The following is a 20592-nucleotide window of genomic DNA, read 5'->3' on the forward strand; positions in this document are numbered from 1 at the left end:
TGGTATGGCAGAACAGGACTACCGCGTCGAGCACGACACCATGGGCGAGGTCAGGGTGCCGGTCGACGCGCTGTGGCGGGCGCAGACGCAGCGCGCGGTGGAGAACTTCCCGGTGTCGGGACGGGGGCTGGAGCGGTCCCAGATCCGGGCGCTCGGCCTGCTCAAGGCCGCCGCCGCCCGGGTGAACCAGCGGTTGGGCGTGCTGCCCGACGACGTGGCCGGCGCGATCGCCGGGGCCGCGGACGAGGTCGCCGGGGGCGCGCACGACGCGCACTTCCCGGTGGACGTGTTCCAGACCGGTTCCGGGACGTCGTCGAACATGAACGCCAACGAGGTCATCGCGACCCTGGCGTCCCGGGCGCTGGGCCGCGACGTGCACCCGAACGACCACGTCAACGCCTCGCAGTCGTCCAACGACACGTTCCCGACGACGCTGCGGGTCGCCGCGGCGGAGGCCGTGGCCACCGACGTGGTGCCGGCCCTGGAGCACCTGGCCGGGGTGCTCCGGCGGCGGGCCGCCGAGTGGTCGGACCTGGTGAAGTCCGGTCGGACGCACCTGATGGACGCGGTCCCGATCACGCTGGGCCAGGAGGCCGGCGCGTGGGCCGCGCAGGTCGACCACGGCGTCGAGCGGCTGACCGCGAGCCTGCCCCGGCTGGCGGAGCTGCCGATCGGCGGCACGGCCGTCGGCAGCGGCCTGAACGCGCCCGAGGGCTTCGGCGCGGCGGTCGCGGCGGAGCTGGCGCGGGTCACCGGCCTGCCGCTGACCGAGGCCCGCGACCACTTCGAGGCGCAGGCCACGCAGGACGGCGTGGTCGAGGTCTCCGGCCAGCTCCGGGCGACGGCGATCGGCCTGTTCAAGATCGCCAACGACCTGCGCTGGCTGGGCTCCGGACCGCGCACCGGGCTGGGCGAGCTGGCCCTGCCCGACCTCCAGCCGGGCTCGTCGATCATGCCCGGCAAGGTCAACCCGGTGATCCCCGAGGCCACGATGATGGTGGTGGCGCAGGTGATCGGCAACGACGCGGCGGTGGCGTTCGCGGGCTCGCAGGGCAACTTCCAGCTCAACGTGATGCTCCCGGTGATCGCCCGCAACGTGCTGGAGTCCGCGCGCCTGGTCGCCGCGGTGTCCCGCCTGCTGGCCGACAAGGTCCTGGCCGGCGTCGAGCCGCAGGCCGACCGGATGCGCGAGTTCGCCGAGTCGTCCCCGTCGATCGTGACGCCCCTCAACCGCTACCTCGGCTACGAGGAGGCGGCGGCGATCGCCAAGCAGTCGCTGAAGGAGCGCAAGACGATCCGCCAGGTCGTGCTGGAGCGCGGCCACGTGCCGGACCGGCTCACCGAGGCGCAGCTGGACGAGGCGCTGGACGTGCTGCGGATGGCGCGCGGCGGGCGCTGACCCGGCCGCGCAGCCCGATCGCGCAGCCCAGGGCGACCGCCGTCGCGCCGAGCAGCGCGACGGCGGTCATCGCCTGCGCGCCCAGCGCCACCGACGCCGCCAGCCCGGCGACCGGCATCAGCCCGATCAGCACCCCGGCCCGGTCCGCGCCCAGCCGCGCCACCGCGAAGTACCACAGCCCGAACGCCACGGCGGTGACCACGACCCCGAGCACCACCAGCGCCGCGCCCTCCCGCGGGCCCGGCGCCCGCCAGCCGCCGGCGAAGGTGCCGACCACCCCGCCCACCGCCGCCGCGAGGAAGCAGCACCAGGTGGCCACCGCGACGCCGCCCAGCCGCCGCACCACGCCCACCGCGAACAGCGTGAACGACACCTCGCCGAGCATCGTCGCCACCGCCAGCACCAGCCCGGGGCCGTGCCAGGCGCCGCCCCCGGACAGCAGCACGACCCCGCCCGCCACCACGACCGCGCCCGCCACCGCGCCCGCGGCGGGCCGCCGCCCGGCCGCCAACGGCGCCGCCAGCGCCAGCACCAGCGGGCTCGCGCCCAGCACCGCGGCCACGAAACCGGGCTCCGCGTAGCGCTGGGCGTGCAGGAGGAAGGCGTTGAAGCCGAGCATCCCGGTGGCGACCAGCGCGCACAGCGCCGCCCAGTCGCCCCGCCGGGGCACGACCAGCCGCCCGCCGCGCGCCAGCGTCCACCCGAGCAGCACGACGCCGCCCAGCGCGTAGCGCACGGCCTGACCGGTGAGCAGCGGGTAGTCCTGGAGCATCCCGGTCACCGGGACGGCCGCGCCCACGATGACCGAGGCCAGGGCGCCGGCGGCGATGGCGGTTCTCATGCCGATCACCCTCGCCCATCGGTGGTCCAGGATTAAGCTCCATTTCCGTGACCTCCGACTGGACCACTTACCGCGAGCTGCTGCTGCCCGGCGCCACCGGCCGCCGGGGCGTGGAGTCGGAGCTGCGCCGCGCGGTCCGGGACGGGCGGCTCGGGCCGGGCACGCGGCTGCCGTCCAGCCGCGACCTGGCCGCCCAGCTCGGGGTCGCCCGCGGCACCGTCACCTCGGCGTACGCCCAGCTCGTCGGGGAGGGCTACCTGGTCGCCCGGCGCGGCTCGGGCACCACCGTCGCGGCCACCGCCGCCCCGCCGCGCGCGGTCGCCGAGGAGCCCCGCGCGCGGCCGAGCCGGCGGTTCGACCTGAGGCCGGGCGTGCCCGCGCTCGGCGCGTTCCCGCGCGAGGAGTGGTTGCAGGCGCAGAAGACCGCGCTGCTCGCCCTGCCCGCCGACGACCTCGGCTACCCCGACCCGGCGGGTTTCCCGCCGCTGCGCCGCGAACTCGCCGACTACCTGGGCCGCGTGCGCGCCGTCGTGGCCGGGCCGGCCGAGGTGGTCGTCGTGAACGGGGCCGCCGAGGGCACCTCGCTGACGGGGCGGGTGCTGGCGGCCGCCGGGCACACCAGCGTCGCGGTCGAGGAGCCGAGCCACCCCGGCGCGGCGGACGTGCTGGCCTCCCACGGCCTCGCGGTGCGCCCCGTCCCGGTGGACGACAAGGGGATCCGCGTGGACGTCCTGGCCACGACGGACTGCCGGGCGGTGCTCGTCACGGCCGCGCACCAGTTCCCGCTGGGCGTCGTGCTGCACCCCGAGCGCAGGCGCGCGCTCCTGGACTGGGCGCGCGCCCGCGACGGCGTGGTCATCGAGGACGACTACGACGCCGAGCACCGCTACGACCGCCCCGCGCTGGGCGCGATGCAGGCCCTGGACCCCGCGCGGGTGGTCTACCAGGGCAGCGCCAGCAAGGTCCTCGCACCCGCGCTGCGCCTCGGCTGGCTGGTCCTGCCGCCCGGCCTGCGCGACCCGGTCGTGCGGCGCAAGCGGCTGGACGACCTCGGCACCGGCACCCTCCACCAGGCGGCGTTCGCGCAGCTCCTGCGGACCGGCGGCTACGACCGCCACCTGCGCCGCACCCGCCGGCTCTACCGCGCCCGCCGGGACGCCCTGCTCGACGAGCTGGCCCGGCGGCTGCCCGCGTGGACACCGATCGGCGTGGCGGCGGGCCTGCACGTGGTCGTGCGGCTGCCCGACGGGACCGACGACCTCGCGCTGCAGGAGCGCCTGGCCGGGCACGGGGTCCACGCGCCGGCGCTGGCGAACTACGCGCGCACGCCGACGTTCCCCGGGCTGGTGCTCGGCTACGCCGCCACCACCCCGGACCGCCTGCGGCTGGCCGTGCGGGAGCTGAGCCGGGTCGTGGGCGACCGGCCCTGACCGCGGCCGACCGGACATTGTCGGTGGTGGGGTGCACCATGGTCGGCGTGCTGTTCACCGAGGTCGTAGAGACGTCCGCCGCCGTCGCGGCGACGCGCTCCCGCCTGGCCAAGGTCGCCGCCCTGGCCGAGCCGGTGCGCCGGATGAGCACGCCCGCGGTGGTGTCGTTCCTGGTCGGCGTGCCCAGCCAGGGGCGCATCGGGGCGGGCTACCGCACCGTCCAGGCGATCGCGCCACCGCCCGCCGAGCGGCCGCAGCTCACGGTGTCCGAGGTGGACGAGGCGCTGGGCGGGTACGCCGCGATCAGCGGCAGGGGCGCGGCCCGGCGGCGGGTCGAGGCGCTGACCGCCCTGTTCGGCCGGGCGACGGAGGCCGAGCAGGACTTCCTGCGCCGGCTGCTGACCGGCGAGCTGCGCCAGGGCGCCCTGGAGGGGGTGATGCTGGACGCCATCGCGCGGGCGGCCGAGGTGCCCGGCGAGGTGGTCCGGCGGGCGTTCATGCTGTCCGGGAGCCTGCCGGGGACGGCGGTGGCGGCGCTGGCGGGCGAGGCGGCGCTGGCGGCGTTCCGGCTGGAGGTGGGTCGCCCGGTGCGGCCGATGCTGGCCTCGCCCGCCGAGTCGCTGCCCGCCGCGCTGGCCGAGCTGGGCCCGTGCGTGGTGGAGCACAAGCTCGACGGCGCGCGCATCCAGGTGCACCGCTCCGGCGACGAGGTCCGCGTGTTCACCCGCACCCTGCGCGAGATCACCGCGACCGTCCCCGAGCTGGTGGAGCTGGTGCGCGGGCTGCCCTGCACGTCCGCGGTGCTCGACGGCGAGACGCTGGCGCTGGACGACGACGGCAAGCCGCGGCCGTTCCAGGAGACGATGAGCAGGTTCGGCGCGCTGCTCGAGGCCACCCCCGCCGGCCCGCGCACGTCGGTGGGCGGCGCCCGCGAGCTGCTGCTGAGCCCGTTCTTCTTCGACTGCCTGCACCTGGACGGCGTCGACCTGCTCGACGAGCCGCTGCGCGTGCGCCTGGCCGCGCTGCGCGAGGCCGCCGGCGACCACGTCATCCCCGGCGCCGTGGAGCCCGACGAGCCGCGGGCCGCGCAGGTGCTGGCGGCGGCGCTGGCGGCGGGCCAGGAGGGGGTGGTGGTCAAGTCGCTGGAGTCGGTGTACGCGGCGGGCCGGCGCGGGCGCTCCTGGCAGAAGGTGAAGCCGGTCCACGCCCTGGACCTGGTGGTGCTGGGCGTCGAGTGGGGCAGCGGGCGGCGGCAGGGCCTGCTGTCGAACCTGCACCTGGGCGCGCGCGACCCGGACGGCGGGCCGCCGGTCATGGTCGGCAAGACGTTCAAGGGCCTGACCGACGAGCTGCTGGCGTGGCAGACCCGCGAGCTGCTCGCGCGGGCGACCGACCGGGGCGACTGGCTGGTCACCGTGCGCCCCGAGCTGGTGGTCGAGGTCGAGCTGGACGGGGTCCAGGTGTCGCCGCGCTACCCGGGCGGCGTGGCGCTGCGCTTCGCCCGCGTGGTGCGGTACCGGCCGGACAAGGGCCCGGCCGAGGCCGACACGATCGACGCGGTGCGGGCGCTGCTGCCGAAGGGGGGCGACCCCTCGGCGGGCGCCACGCCTGATCCCGCGCCCTGATCCCGCGCCCTGATCCCGCGCCCTGATCCCGGGCCCCGGCTCCTGGTCCTGGTCCCGGGTCCCGGCCGCGCGCCCGGTCCCGCGGTCCGGTCCCGCGGGCAGGGGCGGAACGGCCCGATCGCGAGTAGTGTCGAAGTCTCGTGCGATTCATCGAAGGGCATCGGCCCAGCTATGACCTGACCTACGACGACGTCTTCCTGGTGCCCGGCCGCTCGGCCGTGGAGTCCCGGTTCGGCGTCGACCTGTCGACCTCCGACGGCACGGGGGCGACCATCCCGGTCGTGGTCGCGAACATGACCGCGGTCGCCGGGCGCCGGATGGCCGAGACCGTGGCCCGGCGCGGCGGGCTCGTGGTGCTGCCGCAGGACGTCGCCCCGGAGGCGGTGGCCGGGATCGTGGCCTGGGTGAAGCAGCGGCACCCGGTCTGGGACACGCCGCTCACCCTCTCCCCCGGCGACTCGGTGGCCGACGCCCACAACCTGATCCACAAGCGGGCGCACGACGCCGTGGTCGTCGTCGACGAGGCCGGGCGGCCGGTGGGCGTGGTGGACGAGGCCGCGTGCGGCGGGGTCGACCGGTTCACCCGGCTGCACGAGGTCGCGGACGAGCGGATCGCCACGCTGCCGATGGACACCCCGCCGCGCGAGGTGTTCGACCGGCTGCACGGCGGCACGCAGAAGGTCGTGCTCGGCGTGGACGCCGAAGGTCGCCTGCGGGGCATCATGACGGCGCTGGGCGCGCTGCGCGCGGACGTGTACGCGCCGGCGGTGGACGCCGAGGGCAGGCTGCGGGTCGCGGCGGCGACGGGGGTCAACGGCGACGTGCGGGCCAAGGCCGAAGAGCTGCTCAAGGCGGGCGTGGACACGTTGGTCGTGGACACCGCGCACGGGCACCAGGAGAAGATGCTGTCGGCGCTGAAGGCCGTGCGCGACGCGTCGCCGACGGTGCCGGTGGTCGCGGGCAACGTGGTCACCGCCGAGGGCGTGCGCGACCTGGTCGAGGCGGGCGCGGACGTGGTCAAGGTCGGCGTGGGGCCGGGCGCCATGTGCACCACCCGGATGATGACCGGCGTCGGCCGGCCGCAGTTCTCGGCGGTCGCCGAGTGCGCGGCCCAGGCCCGCGCGCTGGGCAAGCACGTGTGGGCGGACGGCGGCGTGCGGCACCCGCGCGACGTGGCGCTCGCGCTCGCCGCCGGGGCCAGCGCGGCCATGGTCGGGTCCTGGTTCGCGGGCACCTACGAGTCGCCCGGCGACCTGCACCAGGACGAGTCGGGCCGGCTGTACAAGGAGTCGTTCGGCATGGCGTCCAAGCGCGCCGTCAGCGCGCGGACCCGCTCCGACAACGCGTTCGAGCGCGCCAAGAAGGGCCTGTTCGAGGAGGGCATCTCGACCTCCCGGATGCGCCTGGACCCGACGCGCCCCGGTGTGGAGGACCTGCTGGACTCCATCACGGCGGGCGTGCGGTCGGCGTGCTCCTACGCGGGCGCGGCGACGCTGGAGGAGTTCCACGAACGGGCGACGCTGGGCATCCAGTCGGCGGCCGGCTTCGCGGAGGGCCGCCCGCTGCCCGGCGGCTGGTGACCGACCGGCCCGGCCGACGGCCCTGACCGGCGCGAGCCCGACCGGCACGACCCGACCGGCGCAACTCCGACCGGCACGACTCCGACCGGCACGAGCCCGGCCGGCTCAGCCCCGACCGGCTCAGCCCCGATCGGCGGGTCGACCGGTTCGACCGGCCGGCGGACCGGTCCGATCGCGACGGCCGATGTGGACGGTCCGCCGACTCCGCGGGAGTCGACCCGGCCGGGTGGCGATTCCCGCGGCGGCAAGGGGTTCCCGGCCGGCGGACCGTCCACAGTGGCCCGATGATCGGGCCATGACCACGGCGGGGCGGGCTGCTTGGCGCGTCGGCTCGCGCGTGTGGCACGGCGCGGTGGCGGCCATCGCCGCGCTGTCGCTGATCGCGCAGGTCGCGATGCTGTTCGCCGGCGGGCCGGACGCCGACGACGGGCGGGGCGGGGAGGCCCTCGGCGTCCGGCTGCTGCGGCTGTTCAGCTACTTCACCGTGCAGAGCAACGTCCTGGTCCTGGCCGCGGCGCTGTCCCTGGCGCTGCGGCCCGACCGGGACGGCCGGTGGTGGCGGGTGCTGCGGCTGGACGCCCTGCTCGGCATCGCCGTCACCGGGGTGGTCTTCGGGACGGTGCTGGCGGCGCTGTCCCACCCGGTCGGGGTGGCGTGGTGGGTGAACCTCGGGTTCCACTACCTCACGCCGTGGCTGAGCGTCCTGGGCTGGCTGCTGTTCGGCCCGCGCCCGCGCGTCGACCCCGCGACCGCGGCGCGGGCGGCCATCTGGCCCGTGCTGTGGGTCGCCCACACCTTCGCGCACGGCGCGATCACCGGCTTCTACCCGTACCCCTTCCTGGACGTCACCGGGATCGGTTACGCCGCCGCGCTGCGCAACACCCTGCTGGTGCTGGCGCTCGCGGTCGCGCTGGTGCTGGTCGCCGCGGTCGTGGACAACCGGCTGCGGCCCACCGTCCGGTAGGCGGGCCGGCCGCGCGGCGGCGAGGGGGCTCCCCGGGCGGGGAACCCCCTCGCCGGCGCGTCGTCAGGAGGCGTAGTCCTCCAGCATCTCGGTCACCAGCGCCGCGATCGGCGAGCGCTCCGACCGGGTCAGCGTGACGTGCGCGAACAGCGGGTGGCCCTTCAGCTTCTCGATCACCGCCGCGACGCCGTCGTGCCGCCCCACCCGCAGGTTGTCCCGCTGCGCGACGTCGTGGGTGAGCACCACCCGCGAGTTCGCGCCCAGCCGGGACAGCACGGTCAGCAGCACGTTGCGCTCCAGCGACTGCGCCTCGTCCACGATCACGAACGAGTCGTGCAGCGACCGGCCCCGGATGTGGGTCAGCGGCAGGACCTCCAGCATCCCGCGGTCCATGACCTCCTCCACCACGTCCTGGCTGACCAGCGCGCCGAGGGTGTCGAACACCGCCTGCGCCCACGGCTGCATCTTCTCGGTCTCGGAGCCCGGCAGGTAGCCCAGTTCCTGCCCGCCCACGGCGTACAGCGGCCGGAACACCACGACCTTGCGGTGCTGGCGGCGCTCCATCACCGCCTCCAGGCCCGCGCACAGCGCGAGCGCCGACTTGCCGGTGCCGGCCCGTCCACCCAGCGAGACGATGCCGACCTCGGTGTCCAGCAGCAGGTCCAGGGCGACGCGCTGCTCGGCGGACCGGCCGTGCAGCCCGAACGCCTCCCGGTCGCCGCGCACCAGCCTGATCCGCTTGTCCGGCGTGACCCGGCCCAGCGCGCTGGAGGTGCCCGCGAGCAGGCGCAACCCGCTGTGGCACGGCAGCTCCGCGACGTGGCCGAGGTCGTGCTCCGCCGGGTCGACGTCGCCCTCCCGGTAGAGCGCGTCCACGACGGACTGGTCCACGTCCACGTCGGACATCCCGGTGTACCCGGACAGCGTCACGTCGTGGGCGCGGTACTCCTCCGCCGCCAGGCCCACCGCGCCGGCCTTGACCCGCAGCGGCATGTCCTTGGTGATCAGCGTGACGGCGTGGCCGTCGGCCGCGAGGTTGAGCGCGCAGGCCAGGATCCGGGCGTCGTTGGAGTCCGTGCGGAAACCCGCGGGCAGCACCTCCGGGTCGGAGTGGTTCAGCTCGACGCGCAGGGTGCCGCCGACCTCTCCGATCGGCACCGGGGCGTCCAGGCGGCCGTGGCGCAGCCGCAGGTCGTCGAGCAGGCGCAGCGCCTCCCTGGCGAACCAGCCCAGCTCCGGGTGGTGCCGCTTGCCCTCCAGCTCGCTGATCACCACGAGCGGCAGCACGACCTCGTGCTCGGCGAACCGCGTCGTGGCCAGTGGGTCGGAGAGCAGCACGGACGTGTCCACCACGTACGTCTGGCCGGTCGGCGCGCCGCGGCGCCGGGAAGTGCTGCGCGATGAGCCTGAGGAACGGCTCGCGGGTCGTCGTGCGTTCACGGCAACTCCCTCACGAACGCGGCACCCGCGTCCGCTCCTCGCTGGGCCAGGCAACCACCCCGATCGGTCGGCACGGCCTCAGCCGCGTCGACCACGAGGGCCGGGTGCCGGCCCCCTCGCGCTCATCGCCGCCGGCGACGCCGGCACTTCGACAACAGCCACGATCAGGGCCCTCCCTGCGCGGTCCGCAGTGGACGCGGCCCGCCAATTCGGAAGTTACCTCCGCAGGCACCCGGTTTGCAGGCAGCCACACAGGTGATTCCCCCATTGGTCACGTCCCGGCCAACCGCGGGGGGATCCGCGGCCACGCCGCGGACGTCCGGTGACCGACCGCGGGCGCCCCGTTCCGCGGCGTCGTCCACGCAGCTCAGCACCGGTACGCCGGACGGCTAGCCACCGCCGCGCGGCAGCCGGGGCACCTCCCGGTGGAGGTCGGCCGCCAGCGCGGCCGGGACGAGCGGCTCATCCAGAAGTCTCAGGTAACGCTCAGGTAACGTCTCACCCAGTGGACGCAGGTCCAACCACGCCCGCACCAGCCGCGCGCCCTCGACGTAGGTCGTGGTGTAGGCCCGCCACAGCGGGTCCGCCAGGAAGCCGAGCATGTGCCGGGCCCGGCGCTCGGGCACCAGCAGCCAGCGCCGCAGGAACGCCACCACCTCGTCCGGCGGGGTCCTCCGGTCGTGCAGCATCAGCGCCGCGTCCTGCCGCACGGTGAGCAGGCCCGCGACCGCGGCCTCCACCCGCTCGCAGTGGTCGCCGTCCATGCGCAGGCCCGCGTCCCGCAGCACGTCCTGCGCCCACCGGCCCCAGCCCGGCCCCACCGCCGCGTGCAGGCCCAGCTCCGCCGCGCCCTCCGCCATCAGGCACTGCGGGGTGTTGATCAGGAAGATCGACTGCTCGGCGTGCCCGCTCCCGCCCACCAGGCCCGCGTCCTTGCGGCAGTGCTCGGTGTGGTGCCCGGGGTAGGACTCGTGGGCGAGCAGGTGCGGCAGGTTCGACGCGCGATGGCCGAGGTCGGCGTTGATCGAGACGCGGGACCGGAAGTCGCCGAGGTAGTGGTTGAACCCGCTCCACGGCTTGTTCCCGACGACCTCGTACTCCACCGCCTCGCGCTCGGGCAGCGGGAACCGCCGCCGCACCAGGTCCCGCAGGGCGCCGGACAGGGCCCGCACGGCGGCGTCGAGCCGGCGCGGGGGCACCGCGTCGCCCGCGCGGTGGTCGGCCAGCCGCTCGGCCAGCGGCCCGCGGCCGGGCAGCACCTCGGCCAGCCGGCGGTGCGCCTCGCGGTAGGCGTCGGGGCTGCCCAGCCGGACGTCGACCTGGAAGTAGGCCCGCACCTCCGCCGCGAAGCCGACGCGCACGCCGGCGAGCCTGCGGGCCGTGCACTCCAGCGCGACCAGGTGGGCGTCCAGGAACCGGCGGCGCGGCGGCGCCAGGTCGTCGGCGGCGGCCAGCTCGCGGCGCAGCAGCGCGGCGCGCTCGGCCAGGGCGGCCGGGTGCCACCGGGGCTCGTCGTCGACCTCGCGGCGCAGGGCGCGGTCGCCGGTGAAGGAATCCACCAGTCCCGGCGCCAGCTCCCCGAGCCGCAGCCCGAGGAGTTGGTACTCCCGCACGATCCGCACGCCGTCCACGGACTGAAGAGGGTACGAGAAGGGCTCCCGGTCTACCACAGCGGCGCACCGCCAACCAATCAGCCGGAAAGAAGTGACCGCAACGGGGGATGGGACCCGTTCCGGGGATCACACAATAGTGTTATCGACAGCGGCCGACGCTCTGATGTTCGGTAGTTTGCCCGCGACGAACCCACTTCCGTGGCTTCCGATCAGCGCTGGATCGACGGGGAAACCCACGAAGAGGAGAGCAGAAGTGCTGAAGAAGGCAAGCACCGTCACCGCAGTCGTGGCCGGACTCATGATGCTCGGCGCTCCGGCTTTCGCACTGGCCGGCGAACCCCACGACGACAACGGCCACGGCGACCACGGCCACGGCACCGCCATCGGCCAGTGGTTCACGCACCACGAGGGCGGCGAGGGCGGCGACGTCTACGACCAGTTCGGCCTGCTGAACCTGGCCGGCGACTCGGACGTCGCGAGCAACATCAACCTCTGCGAGACCGAGCTCAACATCATCGGCGTCCCGGTCCTCGCGCAGAACGACGAGAGCCTCTGCATCAACTCGGACAACGACGACAACGACGACAACGACGACAACGACGACAACGACCAGGGCTGATCCGGCACGTCACCGGCCGCGGCGGCGCGCGGCGCCCGCGCGCCGCCGCCGCTCCCGCCCCTCCGGGGCCGGGTGCGCGGGCCGGTGGGCCGGCTCCCCGCGACGGACCGGCGCCTGCGGGTCGACCGCCGGCGGCCGGCGGCGCGGGAGCCGCGGCCGGGGCTGGACCACCGCGGGCGCGCCCCGTGCGCGGGCTCGCGGGAAGTCGTGGTGTCGACCCGCTCGGGTGCAACACCGCAAGAGGGCAGTGACGCGCAATACCCGCGGAATCCGCTGTTCACCGGAGGGCGGTTCCACAGCGGGATGGCACCACCGAATAACTGCACCACGGAATAATTCACACGATGGTGTCAGCCGGCTGCAATCCACACCGGTGCCGGGTAAATTACCGAGGCGAAGGCGTTACCGCCTGAGCCGCCAGACCCCCCGAATGCTCGGCTGAGATTCCGGGTGTCACCACGAATCACTAGAGGAGTGTGTTCCATATGCTGAAGAAGGCTGGCGCCGTCGCCATCGCCGCGGCTGGTCTCATGATGCTGGGTTCCCCCGCCTTCGCGACGCCGCATTCCGGCCACGGCGACTGGGGCAGCACCACCGCGATCGGCGAGCTCTACTCGTACTACGAGGAGGGCGAGGAGGGCGACACCACGGACCAGTTCGGTCTGATCAACTTCGCCGGTGACTCGGACCTGCTGAGCAACCTCAACGTCTGCGAGACCGAGGTCAACGTCATCGCGATCCCGATCCTCGCGCAGAACGACGAGAGCCTCTGCATCAACACGGACAACGACGACAACGACGACAACGACGACAACGACAGCGACTGATCCCGCGCGCTGACGTCGGCCGAGGGCGGCACTCCCGGACGGGGGGTGCCGCCCTTCGGCTGTGCCGTCCCACCGGTCGGGACCGGTGGGACGGCGCGGTGGACCGGGGGGCTCGCGGCGACCACGTGATCGGCGGGGGCCCGGCGAGCGGGGTGCTCGGCGAGGTGCAAGGCGCGGAGAGCAGGGGTGCGGCGGGCTGGGTCGCTCGGCGGAACAGAAGGCGCGGCAGGCAGGGGCGCTCGGCGTGTAGGGGCGCCCGGCGAACTGGGGCAGCCGGCGAACAGGGGCAGCCGGCGGGCAGGGGCGCCCGGCGAACAGGGGCGCTCGGAAGGCCGGGCGCTCGGCGGGCGGGCGGAGGGGCCGCGCCGGGCGTCAGGAGCCGAAGCGGCGGTGGCGGATCGCGTAGTCGCGCAGGGCGCGCAGGAAGTCGGTGCGGCGGAACTCCGGCCAGTACGCCTCGCAGAACCAGAACTCGGAGTGCGCCGACTGCCACAGCATGAACCCGGACAGCCGCTGCTCGCCCGAGGTGCGGATGAGCAGGTCCGGGTCCGGCTGGCCGGAGGTGTAGAGGTGCTCGGCGATGTGGTCGACGTCCAGGACCTCGGCCAGTTCCTCGATCGTGCCGCCGGACTCGGCGTGCTTCTGCAGCAGCTTGCGCACCGCGTCGGCGATCTCCTGCCGCCCGCCGTAGCCGACGGCGACGTTGACCTCCAGGCCGGTGCGGTCCCTGGTGCGCAGGGAGGCGGCGGACAGCCGGGCCGCGGTCTCGGTGGGCAGCATGTCCAGCGCGCCGACGTGCCGGACCCGCCACGGGTTACCGGGCTCGGCGATCTCGTCCACGATGTCGGCGATGATGTCCAGCAGCGGCCCCAGCTCCTCGGGCGCCCGGTTCAGGTTGTCGGTGGACAGCATCCACAGCGTGACGACCTCGACCTCGGCCTCGCGGCACCAGGTGAGCAGCTCCAGGATCTTCCGCGCGCCCACGCGGTGGCCGTGCGCGACGTCGGTGAACCCGGCCTCCTTCGCCCACCTCCGGTTGCCGTCCAGCACGACCCCGACGTGCCGCGGCCGCTGCTTGCCGTCGAGCCATCGGTTGAGGCGGAACTCGTAACCCTTGAGGAGGACGCTCTTGACCCGTTCGCGTAGACCCACGCTGGAAGAGCGTACGCCGGGTGGGCTCGGTCACGCCGTCGCGTGCTGACCCGCTTCCCTACGCTCCCGTAACCTCGGGGTGGTGACCACGTCTGCTCACCCCCGACCGCCGGCACCCGCCCTGCGCCCGCGGATGCGCGGCTGGCTGCACTTCTGGTCGTTCGTGGTGTCGGTCGCCACGGGCGCCGCGCTGATCGCCCTCGCGGCGGCCACGGTGTCCGGCAAGGCGGCCCTGGCGACCTCGGTCTACGGCGCCACCGTCGTGGGCCTGTTCGGCGTCAGCGCCCTGTACCACCGCGTGAACTGGGCCAGCGCGCGGGCGCGCACGTGGATGAAGCGCCTGGACCACTCGATGATCTTCGTGTTCATCGCCGGCACGTACACCCCGTTCGCGCTGCTGGCGATGCCACCGGCCACGGGCCACGTCGTGCTGCTCGTGGTGTGGCTGGGCGCGCTGGGCGGGGTGACGCTGAAGCTCGCCTGGCCGCACGCGCCGAGGTGGCTGGGCGTGCCGATCTACATCGCCCTGGGCTGGGTGGCGGTCTTCGTCCTGCCCGACCTGCTGCACCACGTGGGCGTGGCGGCGCTGGTGCTGCTCCTGGTCGGCGGCCTGCTCTACACCGCGGGCGCGATCTTCTACGCGTCCCGCTGGCCGGACCCCTGGCCGCAGGTCTTCGGCTACCACGAGTTCTTCCACGCCGCGACCGTGCTGGCGGCGCTGTGCCACTACGTCGCGATCTGGTTCGCGATCTACGCCTGACCGCGGTTCACCTGCGCCAGCACGACCGGAGGTGCGCCCAGGACGCGGTGGTGTGGGCGAAGCGCCGGAAGTACCTGCCCAGGCCGTCCAGGAGGGCGGTGCGGCCGATGGCCTCCTCCACGGCCGCGATGCGGGCCAGGTGGGCGGCGTAGGGGCGGTCGGGCAGCGGGGCGGCGTCCGGTTCCGACCACGGGCGGCTGCCGGGCAGCAGCTCCTCGGTGGCCAGGCGGCTCAGGTAGGTGGCCAGGCCCTCGACCAGCCACGGTTCGGCGTCGACCAGGTTGCCCGCCCACTGGTGCGCGACCTCGTGGCTGACGACGGTCGTCGCGTACCGCGGCTCGCGGGTCGACAGGGCGTTGAGTGCGCCGTCGTCGAACATGATCAGGCCGGGTGAGGAGAAGGCCAGGATCGGGATGTCGGGGACGAAGACCACCTCGCACCCGCGGTACGGGAAGGGCACGCCCAGCAGGTGCTCGAAGCAGGCGACGGACCGCTTGACCAGGTCGGCGACGGCCTGTCCGCGGGCGTGTTCGGCGGCGCGCGTGCGCACCGCGTGCACGTGCTCGCCGATCTCCGCCCACGGGCCCGCCGCCACCGCGAGGGCGTAGGGCACGATCGGGGCCTCGGTGCTGCTGACGAGGACCCGGCCGGGCGCGTTCACGGTCACGGTGAACGCGCCGCGCTCCTGGGCCAGCGAGCAGAAGCTGCGCTTGGACCACTGCGGGTAGTGCAGCGCGTAGAGGTACGTGTCGCCGTCCGCGGTCACCCTGCGGAACCCGCGTTCCGGCTCGTAGGCGAAGACCGCGTCGACCTCCAGCACGTTGTCCTCGGCCGCGCCCAGGGCCAGGCGCTCGCCGTCCCACGGCACGGCGCGCCCGTTGTGGCTCGCCCGGGTGACCTCCACCGCCTCGACGTCGGCGTGGGGGCGCGCTCCCCGGAACCGGGCGGACGTCCGGCTCCGGAACGTCGGCGCCGACGGGTCGAGATCCCACGTGATGTCGTACGAGATGGTCATGATCCCCCCGCCCCGAACGTACCGGAGGCGGGAGTGGCCGTCACCGGACTTGAGCGGGGCGCCGCTCCCCGCGCCCGGTCACCGGCGAAGGGCCTGCGCCAGCTCCTGCTCGGTGGTCACCGGCCGGTCGCACACGTAGCCCCGGCACACGTACGCGGCGGGCTCGCCGCCGACCAGCGGCCGGTCGGCGAGCAGGGGCGCGGAGCCCGGCTCGCCGGCCACGACGACACCGCCGCCGTGCACGCCCCGCCGCGCGGCCGACTCCAGGCCCGGCGCGCCGCCGACGACGGCGACCTGCACCGGTCCGAGCGCCAGCGCTTCCGCGACGGCCAGCCAGTGGCCGGCGAAGCGCGGCTCGCGGGCGGCCAGCAGCCCGGCGCGGGCCAGTGCGGCCTCGGCGGCGGCGCGGTACTCCGCCCGGCGGGGCGCGCCCAGCACCGACGCGGTCAGCAGCGCGGACGCCAGCGACGACGCGCCGGACGGCGTGGCGTTGTCGGCGGGGTCGGAGGGCCGCTGCACCAGCGCCTCCGCGTCGTCGGCCGTGTCGTGGTACGCGCCGGGCGCGGAGCCGGCGAACCGGGCGAGCGCGGTGTCGAGCAGGTCGCACGCGGCGGTCAGCCACCGCTGTTCGCCGGTCGCCTGGTGCAGGGACAGCAGGCCGTCGGCGAAGCAGCCGTAGTCCTCCAGCACCCCGGCGGCGGCCCCGGCCACGCCGTCGCGGGAGGCGCGCAGCAGCCGGCCGTCGACCAGGTGCACGGCCAGCACCAGGTCGGCCGCCCGCACCGCCGCCGCGACCCAGCGCGGCTCGCCGAGCGCGGCGCCGGCCTCGACCAGGGCGGTGATCGCCAGCCCGTTCCAGGCCGTCACGACCTTGTCGTCCCGGGCCGGCTGCGGGCGCAGCTCCCGGGCCGCCAGCAGCCGCGCCGCTATTCCCGGGTCCGGTTCGCCGAGCATCCGCAGGGTCGACGCGCCGTGCTCGAACGTCCCCTCCTCGGTCACGCCGTGCAGCGCGGCGGCGCGCGCGCCGTCCGCCGCGCCCAGCACCTCGGTCAGCTGCCCGGGCGTCCACACGTAGGTCAGGCCCTCGACGCCCTCGGTGTCGGCGTCCAGCGACGCGGCGAACCCGCCTTCGGCGGTGCCCAGCGACCGCAGCAGGAACTCGGCCGTACCGCGCGCCACGCGCCGGTGCCGTTCGGCCGGGTCGAGGCGGCTCAGGTGCGCGTAGGCGCGCAGCAGCAAGGCGTTGTCGTACAACATCTTCTCGAAGTGCGGGACCACCCAGGACGCGTCGACGCCGTACCGCGCGAAGCCGCCGGCGAGCTGGTCGTGGAGCCCGCCGGCGGCCATCGCGTCGCAGGTGGCCCGCACCATCGACAGCGCCTCCACCGACCCGGTCCGCTCGTGGTCGCGCAGCAGGAACTCCAGCACCAGCGACGGCGGGAACTTCGGCGCGCCACCGAACCCGCCGTTGGCGCGGTCGAAGTGCCCGAGCAGCGACACGACCGCGCCGTCCAGCACGTCCTCGTCCACAGTGGACACCGGTAGCGGCTCGAACGCCAACCGGGAAGCGATGCCCGCGGCCGACGCGCGCACCTCGTCGCCCTGCTCGCGCCAGGCGCGCGTGATCGCCTCCAGCACCTGCCGGAACGACGGGAGTCCCGGCGCCGGCACGGGCGGGTAGTAGGTGCCCGCGTAGAACGGCTCGCCGCCGGGCGTGAGGAAGCACGTCATCGGCCAGCCGCCCTGACCGCTCAGCGCCTGGGTCACCGCCAGGTAGACGGCGTCGACGTCCGGCCGCTCCTCGCGGTCGACCTTCACGCACACGAAGTGCTCGTTCAGGTAGGCGGCGGTGGCTTCGTCCTCGAACGACTCGTGCGCCATCACGTGGCACCAGTGGCAGGCCGCGTAGCCCACCGACAGCAGCACCGGGACGTCGCGCTCCCGCGCCTCCGCGAACGCCTCCGGCGACCACGGGTGCCAGTCCACCGGGTTGTCGGCGTGCTGGAGGAGGTACGGGCTGATCGCGGACGCGAGCCGGTTGGTCATGGTCCCACGGTAGGTCCGCCCCGCCGCGCCGACCGGTCGGCCGGACCGGGCGCGGGGACACCGCCGCGCCGCCGCCCGGCGACCTGCGCCACGAGACCGGGCCGGACGGCCCCGCGCTACCCGGAACGCCTGCTGGTCCCGTCCCGGCCCTCCGCACCCGGTACGAGCACCGGCGCCCGGCCGGCGGGGCGTCCGGCTAGCCGGACGCCTTCTTCCCGGGCGCCTTCTTCTTCGAAGCCTGCCCGGACCCGGCGCCCTTGGCGCCGACGGCCTTCGCACCGGCGCTCTCGGGACCGGCGCCCTCGGCACCGACGGCCTCGGGACCAGCGGCCCCGGACCCGGTGGCCTGTCCGGTCCGGTCGGCCTCCGCGGACTGGTCGAAGGAGGCGGGCAGCTTCCTCAGGTGCTTGTTCATCGACTTGACCAGGAAGAACACCGCGATGAAGAACAGCACCAGGATGAGCAGGCCCAGCGGGGAGGACTTGCCGAAGTCCTCCTGCTGACCGCCCGGGTCCTTGGTGGTCGAGGGCTGCACCAGCACCATCGCCGTCGTCTGGTCCCAAGGGACCGGGTTCACGCCGTCACCTTCTCCCTCACGCCGGCGAACAGGTCGTCCTCGGGCAGCGTGCTGTCGACCAGCGACCGCGCCAGCTCGTACTCCTCGGTGGGCCACACGGCGCGCTGCATCTCCAGCGGCACGGCGAACCAGCGGCTCTCCGGGTCGATCTGGGTCGCGTGGGCCTTGAGGGCCTCGTCGCGCTGCGGGAAGTAGTCGGCGCACTCGACGCGCGTGGTGACGCGCTCGATCACGTCCGGCTTGTCCTCACCCCAGCCGGCCAGCCACTCGGCGTACGGGGACTCCTCGCCCTTCGCGAGCAGCGCCTCGTGGAACGCCAGCAGCTTGGCGCGGGAGAAGCCGTGCGAGTAGTACAGCTTCAGCGGCTGCCACGGCTCGCCCGCCTCCGGGTAGCGCTCCGGGTCGCCGGCCGCCTCGAACGCCGCCACCGACACCTCGTGGCAGCGGATGTGGTCGGGGTGCGGGTAGCCGCCGTTCTCGTCGTAGGTGACGATCACGTGCGGGCGGAACTCCCGGATCGCCTCGACCAGCGGCGGGACCGACTCCTCCAGCGGCACGAGCGCGAAGCAGCCCTCGGGCAGCGGCGGCAGCGGGTCCCCCTCGGGCAGTCCCGAGTCGACGAAGCCCAGCCAGCGGTGCCGCACCCCCAGGATCTCGGCGGCCCTGGCCATCTCGGCACGGCGGATCTCCGCCATGTTCTCCAACACTTCGGGACGGTCCATGGCGGGGTTCAGGATGCTCCCCGCCTCTCCCCCGGTGCACGTCACGACCATCACCTCGTGGCCCTCGGCCACGTAGCGGGCCATCGTGGCCGCGCCCTTGCTCGACTCGTCGTCGGGGTGCGCGTGCACCGCCATCAGCCGCAGCTTGTCAACCATGACGGTGGTGGTCCTCCTTGGCCCCTGCCGGACAGAGCCCCCTCGGCCCCTGCGACACTTAACGTGGTGGTCAAGGGTCATTGTTCCCCACGGGCTGGAAGGCGTTGACAGGTGGCACTGCCCGAGGGTCGGTACGGCAAACCCCAACGCGCCCTGCCCCGCTGGGCGAGGTGGTCACTCCCCGTGATCGCCGTGCTGGTCGGCGCGCTGGTCGCCTGGGTGGGCTACCGCAACCTGGGCACCAAGCCTGTAGAAGGCAAGCAGACCGCGTTCCAGGTGCTGGACGAGCGGTCGGTGGAGATCACCTTCGAGGTGGTCCGGGAGACGCCGGAGCGAGCCGTCGTGTGCATCGTCCGGGCGCGCTCCGACGACGGCGACGAGGCGGGCCGGCGCGAGGTGCTCGTCCCGCCCGGCCCCGGCACGGCGTACGGGACGACGGTCCTGCGGACCTCGAAGCCCCCCGTGACCGGAGAGGTGTTCGGCTGCTCTTACCAGGTTCCGGCCTACCTGTCCACGACCTAGCGGCCAAGCGGGTGATCTGCGGGTTTAACGGCTGTCCCGGGAACAAAACGCCGTCGCCGAACGTTGTGGGCGTGTTACTCTGGCCTTTCAGCACGGCCCCGACGCGGGCCGTGTTTTTCCGTTCCGGGCGCGTGCGCCCGGGAACTGCCAGCCCACGCCGTGGGCCGGAGCAAGACGAGGAGTTGGTGACCGTGAGCGACACTGAGGTGACCTGGCTGACGCAGGAAGCCTACGACCGGCTCAAGGGAGAGCTGGACGAGATGATCGAGAATCGCCCGGTCATCGCTGCGGAGATCAACGCGCGTCGCGAGGAGGGCGACCTCCGCGAGAACGGCGGCTACCACGCGGCCCGCGAGGAGCAGGGCAAGCAGGAGGCCCGCATCCGCCAGCTCCAGGAGTTGCTGAGGGTCGCCAAGGTCGGCGAGGCGCCCACCGTGGCCGGTGTGGCCGCCCCCGGCATGGTGCTCACGGTGCGTTACGAAGGTGACGACGAGACCGAGGAGTTCCTGCTCGCCACCCGCGAGGAGGGCGCGCACGGCTCGCTGGAGGTCTACTCCCCCTCGTCGCCGCTGGGCAAGGCGCTCAACGGCGCGAAGGACGGCGAGACCCGCGAGTACGAGCTGCCCAACGGCAGCACCATGAAGGTGACGCTGATCAAGGCCGTGCCGTACGCGGGCTGATCCCACGGACACCGGGAGGGGCGGCCACCGAAACCGGGTGGCCGCCCCTCCTGCTGCCCGGGTCCCCGCTGCCCGGAGGGGCGCCGAGCCCCAGGGCCGGCCTCAGCGGATCCGCTCCAGCAGCGGGCGCACGCGGGGCGGCACGGGCGTGGACAGCGCGATGGACGTCGACAGCCGCTGCACGCCCGGCACGTCCACGATCGAGTCGATGACGCGTTGCAGGTCGGCGTTGGACCGGGCCACCACGCGCACGAACAGGTCGCCCTGGCCGGTGGTCGCGTGCACCTCGCACACCTCGTTGATCGCCGCGAGCCCGTCCGACACCTCCTGCCGGCGCCCCTGCGCGATCTCCAGGACCGCGAACGCCGTCAGGCCGTACCCCATCGCCGCCAGGTCCAGCGCCGGCGGGAAGCCGGTCAGCACCCCGCGCGCCACCAGGCGGTCCAGCCTCGCCTGAACGGTCCCCCGCGCCACGCCCAGCCGGCGGGAGCACTCCAGCACGCCCAGCCGGGGCTCGTCGGTCAGCAGCAGGAGCAGGCGCGCGTCCAGACCGTCGACGACCTGGTCAGAGTGTTCAGCTTGTCCCTCGGAAGGCATGAACCACTGTACAACCTGACCAGTGGA

Annotated in this window: 19 protein-coding genes; 10 read left to right on the forward strand and 9 right to left on the reverse strand. The window is 74.4% G+C overall.

The window, feature by feature from the left end; all coding sequences use genetic code 11:
• The first annotated feature begins 4 nt into the window (after nucleotides 1–4).
• Nucleotides 5–1399: a class II fumarate hydratase gene (locus JOE68_RS11480; RefSeq protein ID WP_204842349.1), complete on the forward strand. Its 1395-nt coding sequence runs from the start codon at nucleotides 5–7 to the stop codon at nucleotides 1397–1399.
• On the opposite strand, the gene JOE68_RS11485 is transcribed toward JOE68_RS11480, so the two are convergent.
• On the reverse strand, nucleotides 1338–2240 hold the full coding sequence (locus tag JOE68_RS11485; RefSeq protein ID WP_204842350.1) for an EamA family transporter: 903 nt from the start codon (nucleotides 2238–2240) through the stop codon (nucleotides 1338–1340). The two genes, JOE68_RS11480 and JOE68_RS11485, sit on opposite strands and share 62 nt — an antisense overlap.
• A gap of 47 nt (nucleotides 2241–2287) precedes the next feature.
• On the opposite strand from JOE68_RS11485, the gene pdxR reads away from it, so the two are divergent.
• The 4 genes from pdxR to JOE68_RS11505 all read left to right on the forward strand — a co-directional run bounded on the left by pdxR (nucleotide 2288) and on the right by JOE68_RS11505 (nucleotide 7839).
• On the forward strand, nucleotides 2288–3670 hold the full coding sequence (gene pdxR / locus JOE68_RS11490) for a MocR-like pyridoxine biosynthesis transcription factor PdxR (RefSeq protein ID WP_204842351.1): 1383 nt from the start codon (nucleotides 2288–2290) through the stop codon (nucleotides 3668–3670).
• 47 nt (nucleotides 3671–3717) lie between these two features.
• Nucleotides 3718–5295, forward strand: a complete 1578-nt coding sequence (locus JOE68_RS11495; protein ID WP_204846050.1) for an ATP-dependent DNA ligase — start codon at nucleotides 3718–3720, stop codon at nucleotides 5293–5295.
• 140 nt (nucleotides 5296–5435) lie between these two features.
• The gene (locus tag JOE68_RS11500) at nucleotides 5436–6875 is read left to right on the forward strand and encodes a GuaB1 family IMP dehydrogenase-related protein (protein WP_204842352.1); all 1440 of its coding nucleotides are present in this window, start codon (nucleotides 5436–5438) and stop codon (nucleotides 6873–6875) included.
• A 295-nt stretch (nucleotides 6876–7170) separates the two neighbouring features.
• Nucleotides 7171–7839 (forward strand): Pr6Pr family membrane protein, encoded by a 669-nt coding sequence (locus JOE68_RS11505; RefSeq protein ID WP_204842353.1) that lies wholly within the window; start codon nucleotides 7171–7173, stop codon nucleotides 7837–7839.
• A 63-nt stretch (nucleotides 7840–7902) separates the two neighbouring features.
• Here the strand turns inward: JOE68_RS11505 and phoH2 are convergent, their stop codons facing one another.
• Together phoH2 and JOE68_RS11515 are read right to left on the reverse strand one after the other, a co-directional pair.
• Entirely contained in the window at nucleotides 7903–9192 is a 1290-nt protein-coding gene (gene phoH2, locus JOE68_RS11510) for an RNA 5'-3' helicase PhoH2 (protein WP_204842354.1), read from the reverse strand.
• 476 nt (nucleotides 9193–9668) lie between these two features.
• Nucleotides 9669–10910, reverse strand: coding sequence for a DUF885 domain-containing protein (locus JOE68_RS11515; RefSeq protein WP_204842355.1), 1242 nt, complete (start codon nucleotides 10908–10910; stop codon nucleotides 9669–9671).
• Between the two features lie 235 nt (nucleotides 10911–11145).
• On the opposite strand from JOE68_RS11515, the gene JOE68_RS11520 reads away from it, so the two are divergent.
• Both JOE68_RS11520 and JOE68_RS11525 read left to right on the forward strand, forming a co-directional pair.
• Nucleotides 11146–11511 (forward strand): hypothetical protein, encoded by a 366-nt coding sequence (locus JOE68_RS11520; protein ID WP_204842356.1) that lies wholly within the window; start codon nucleotides 11146–11148, stop codon nucleotides 11509–11511.
• A 485-nt stretch (nucleotides 11512–11996) separates the two neighbouring features.
• Complete coding sequence (locus JOE68_RS11525) at nucleotides 11997–12338, forward strand: hypothetical protein (RefSeq protein ID WP_204846394.1); 342 nt, start codon at nucleotides 11997–11999, stop codon at nucleotides 12336–12338.
• A 372-nt stretch (nucleotides 12339–12710) separates the two neighbouring features.
• On the opposite strand, the gene JOE68_RS11530 is transcribed toward JOE68_RS11525, so the two are convergent.
• Nucleotides 12711–13490, reverse strand: coding sequence for an isoprenyl transferase (locus JOE68_RS11530; protein WP_204842357.1), 780 nt, complete (start codon nucleotides 13488–13490; stop codon nucleotides 12711–12713).
• Between the two features lie 133 nt (nucleotides 13491–13623).
• Between JOE68_RS11530 and trhA the strand changes: the two genes are divergently transcribed.
• Nucleotides 13624–14250, forward strand: a complete 627-nt coding sequence (gene trhA, locus JOE68_RS11535) for a PAQR family membrane homeostasis protein TrhA (protein ID WP_204846051.1) — start codon at nucleotides 13624–13626, stop codon at nucleotides 14248–14250.
• 7 nt (nucleotides 14251–14257) lie between these two features.
• Here trhA and JOE68_RS11540 read toward each other — a convergent pair whose 3' ends face one another.
• The 4 genes from JOE68_RS11540 to mca form a co-directional block, all read right to left on the reverse strand.
• Nucleotides 14258–15265: a M1 family aminopeptidase gene (locus JOE68_RS11540; protein WP_204842358.1), complete on the reverse strand. Its 1008-nt coding sequence runs from the start codon at nucleotides 15263–15265 to the stop codon at nucleotides 14258–14260.
• 78 nt (nucleotides 15266–15343) lie between these two features.
• Nucleotides 15344–17311: a thioredoxin domain-containing protein gene (locus JOE68_RS11545; protein ID WP_204842359.1), complete on the reverse strand. Its 1968-nt coding sequence runs from the start codon at nucleotides 17309–17311 to the stop codon at nucleotides 15344–15346.
• A 196-nt stretch (nucleotides 17312–17507) separates the two neighbouring features.
• The gene (locus JOE68_RS11550) at nucleotides 17508–17888 is read right to left on the reverse strand and encodes a hypothetical protein (protein ID WP_204846395.1); all 381 of its coding nucleotides are present in this window, start codon (nucleotides 17886–17888) and stop codon (nucleotides 17508–17510) included.
• On the reverse strand, nucleotides 17885–18766 hold the full coding sequence (mca, locus tag JOE68_RS11555; RefSeq protein WP_204842360.1) for a mycothiol conjugate amidase Mca: 882 nt from the start codon (nucleotides 18764–18766) through the stop codon (nucleotides 17885–17887). Before mca ends, JOE68_RS11550 begins: the two co-directional genes overlap by 4 nt.
• Nucleotides 18767–18877: 111 nt before the next feature.
• Between mca and JOE68_RS11560 the strand changes: the two genes are divergently transcribed.
• Both JOE68_RS11560 and greA read left to right on the forward strand, forming a co-directional pair.
• Nucleotides 18878–19288, forward strand: a complete 411-nt coding sequence (locus JOE68_RS11560) for a DUF4307 domain-containing protein (RefSeq protein ID WP_204842361.1) — start codon at nucleotides 18878–18880, stop codon at nucleotides 19286–19288.
• A 191-nt stretch (nucleotides 19289–19479) separates the two neighbouring features.
• Nucleotides 19480–19968 (forward strand): transcription elongation factor GreA, encoded by a 489-nt coding sequence (gene greA, locus JOE68_RS11565; RefSeq protein WP_246018687.1) that lies wholly within the window; start codon nucleotides 19480–19482, stop codon nucleotides 19966–19968.
• Nucleotides 19969–20070: 102 nt separating this feature from the next.
• Here greA and JOE68_RS11570 read toward each other — a convergent pair whose 3' ends face one another.
• Nucleotides 20071–20565, reverse strand: a complete 495-nt coding sequence (locus tag JOE68_RS11570) for an Lrp/AsnC family transcriptional regulator (RefSeq protein ID WP_204842363.1) — start codon at nucleotides 20563–20565, stop codon at nucleotides 20071–20073.
• Nucleotides 20566–20592 lie beyond the last annotated feature (27 nt).

Source organism: Saccharothrix algeriensis, assembly GCF_016907655.1.
Taxonomy (GTDB): Bacteria; Actinomycetota; Actinomycetes; order Mycobacteriales; family Pseudonocardiaceae; genus Actinosynnema; species Actinosynnema algeriense.

Coding starts and splice junctions, on each gene's coding strand:
- mca (WP_204842360.1), bottom strand. CDS start 18,766: ATGGTTGACAAGCTGCGGCTGATGGCGGTGCACGCGCACCCCGACGAC.
- JOE68_RS11570 (WP_204842363.1), bottom strand. CDS start 20,565: ATGCCTTCCGAGGGACAAGCTGAACACTCTGACCAGGTCGTCGACGGT.
- JOE68_RS11540 (WP_204842358.1), bottom strand. CDS start 15,265: ATGACCATCTCGTACGACATCACGTGGGATCTCGACCCGTCGGCGCCG.
- JOE68_RS11480 (WP_204842349.1), top strand. CDS start 5: ATGGCAGAACAGGACTACCGCGTCGAGCACGACACCATGGGCGAGGTC.
- trhA (WP_204846051.1), top strand. CDS start 13,624: ATGCGCGGCTGGCTGCACTTCTGGTCGTTCGTGGTGTCGGTCGCCACG.
- JOE68_RS11545 (WP_204842359.1), bottom strand. CDS start 17,311: ATGACCAACCGGCTCGCGTCCGCGATCAGCCCGTACCTCCTCCAGCAC.
- JOE68_RS11505 (WP_204842353.1), top strand. CDS start 7,171: ATGACCACGGCGGGGCGGGCTGCTTGGCGCGTCGGCTCGCGCGTGTGG.
- JOE68_RS11525 (WP_204846394.1), top strand. CDS start 11,997: ATGCTGAAGAAGGCTGGCGCCGTCGCCATCGCCGCGGCTGGTCTCATG.
- JOE68_RS11485 (WP_204842350.1), bottom strand. CDS start 2,240: ATGAGAACCGCCATCGCCGCCGGCGCCCTGGCCTCGGTCATCGTGGGC.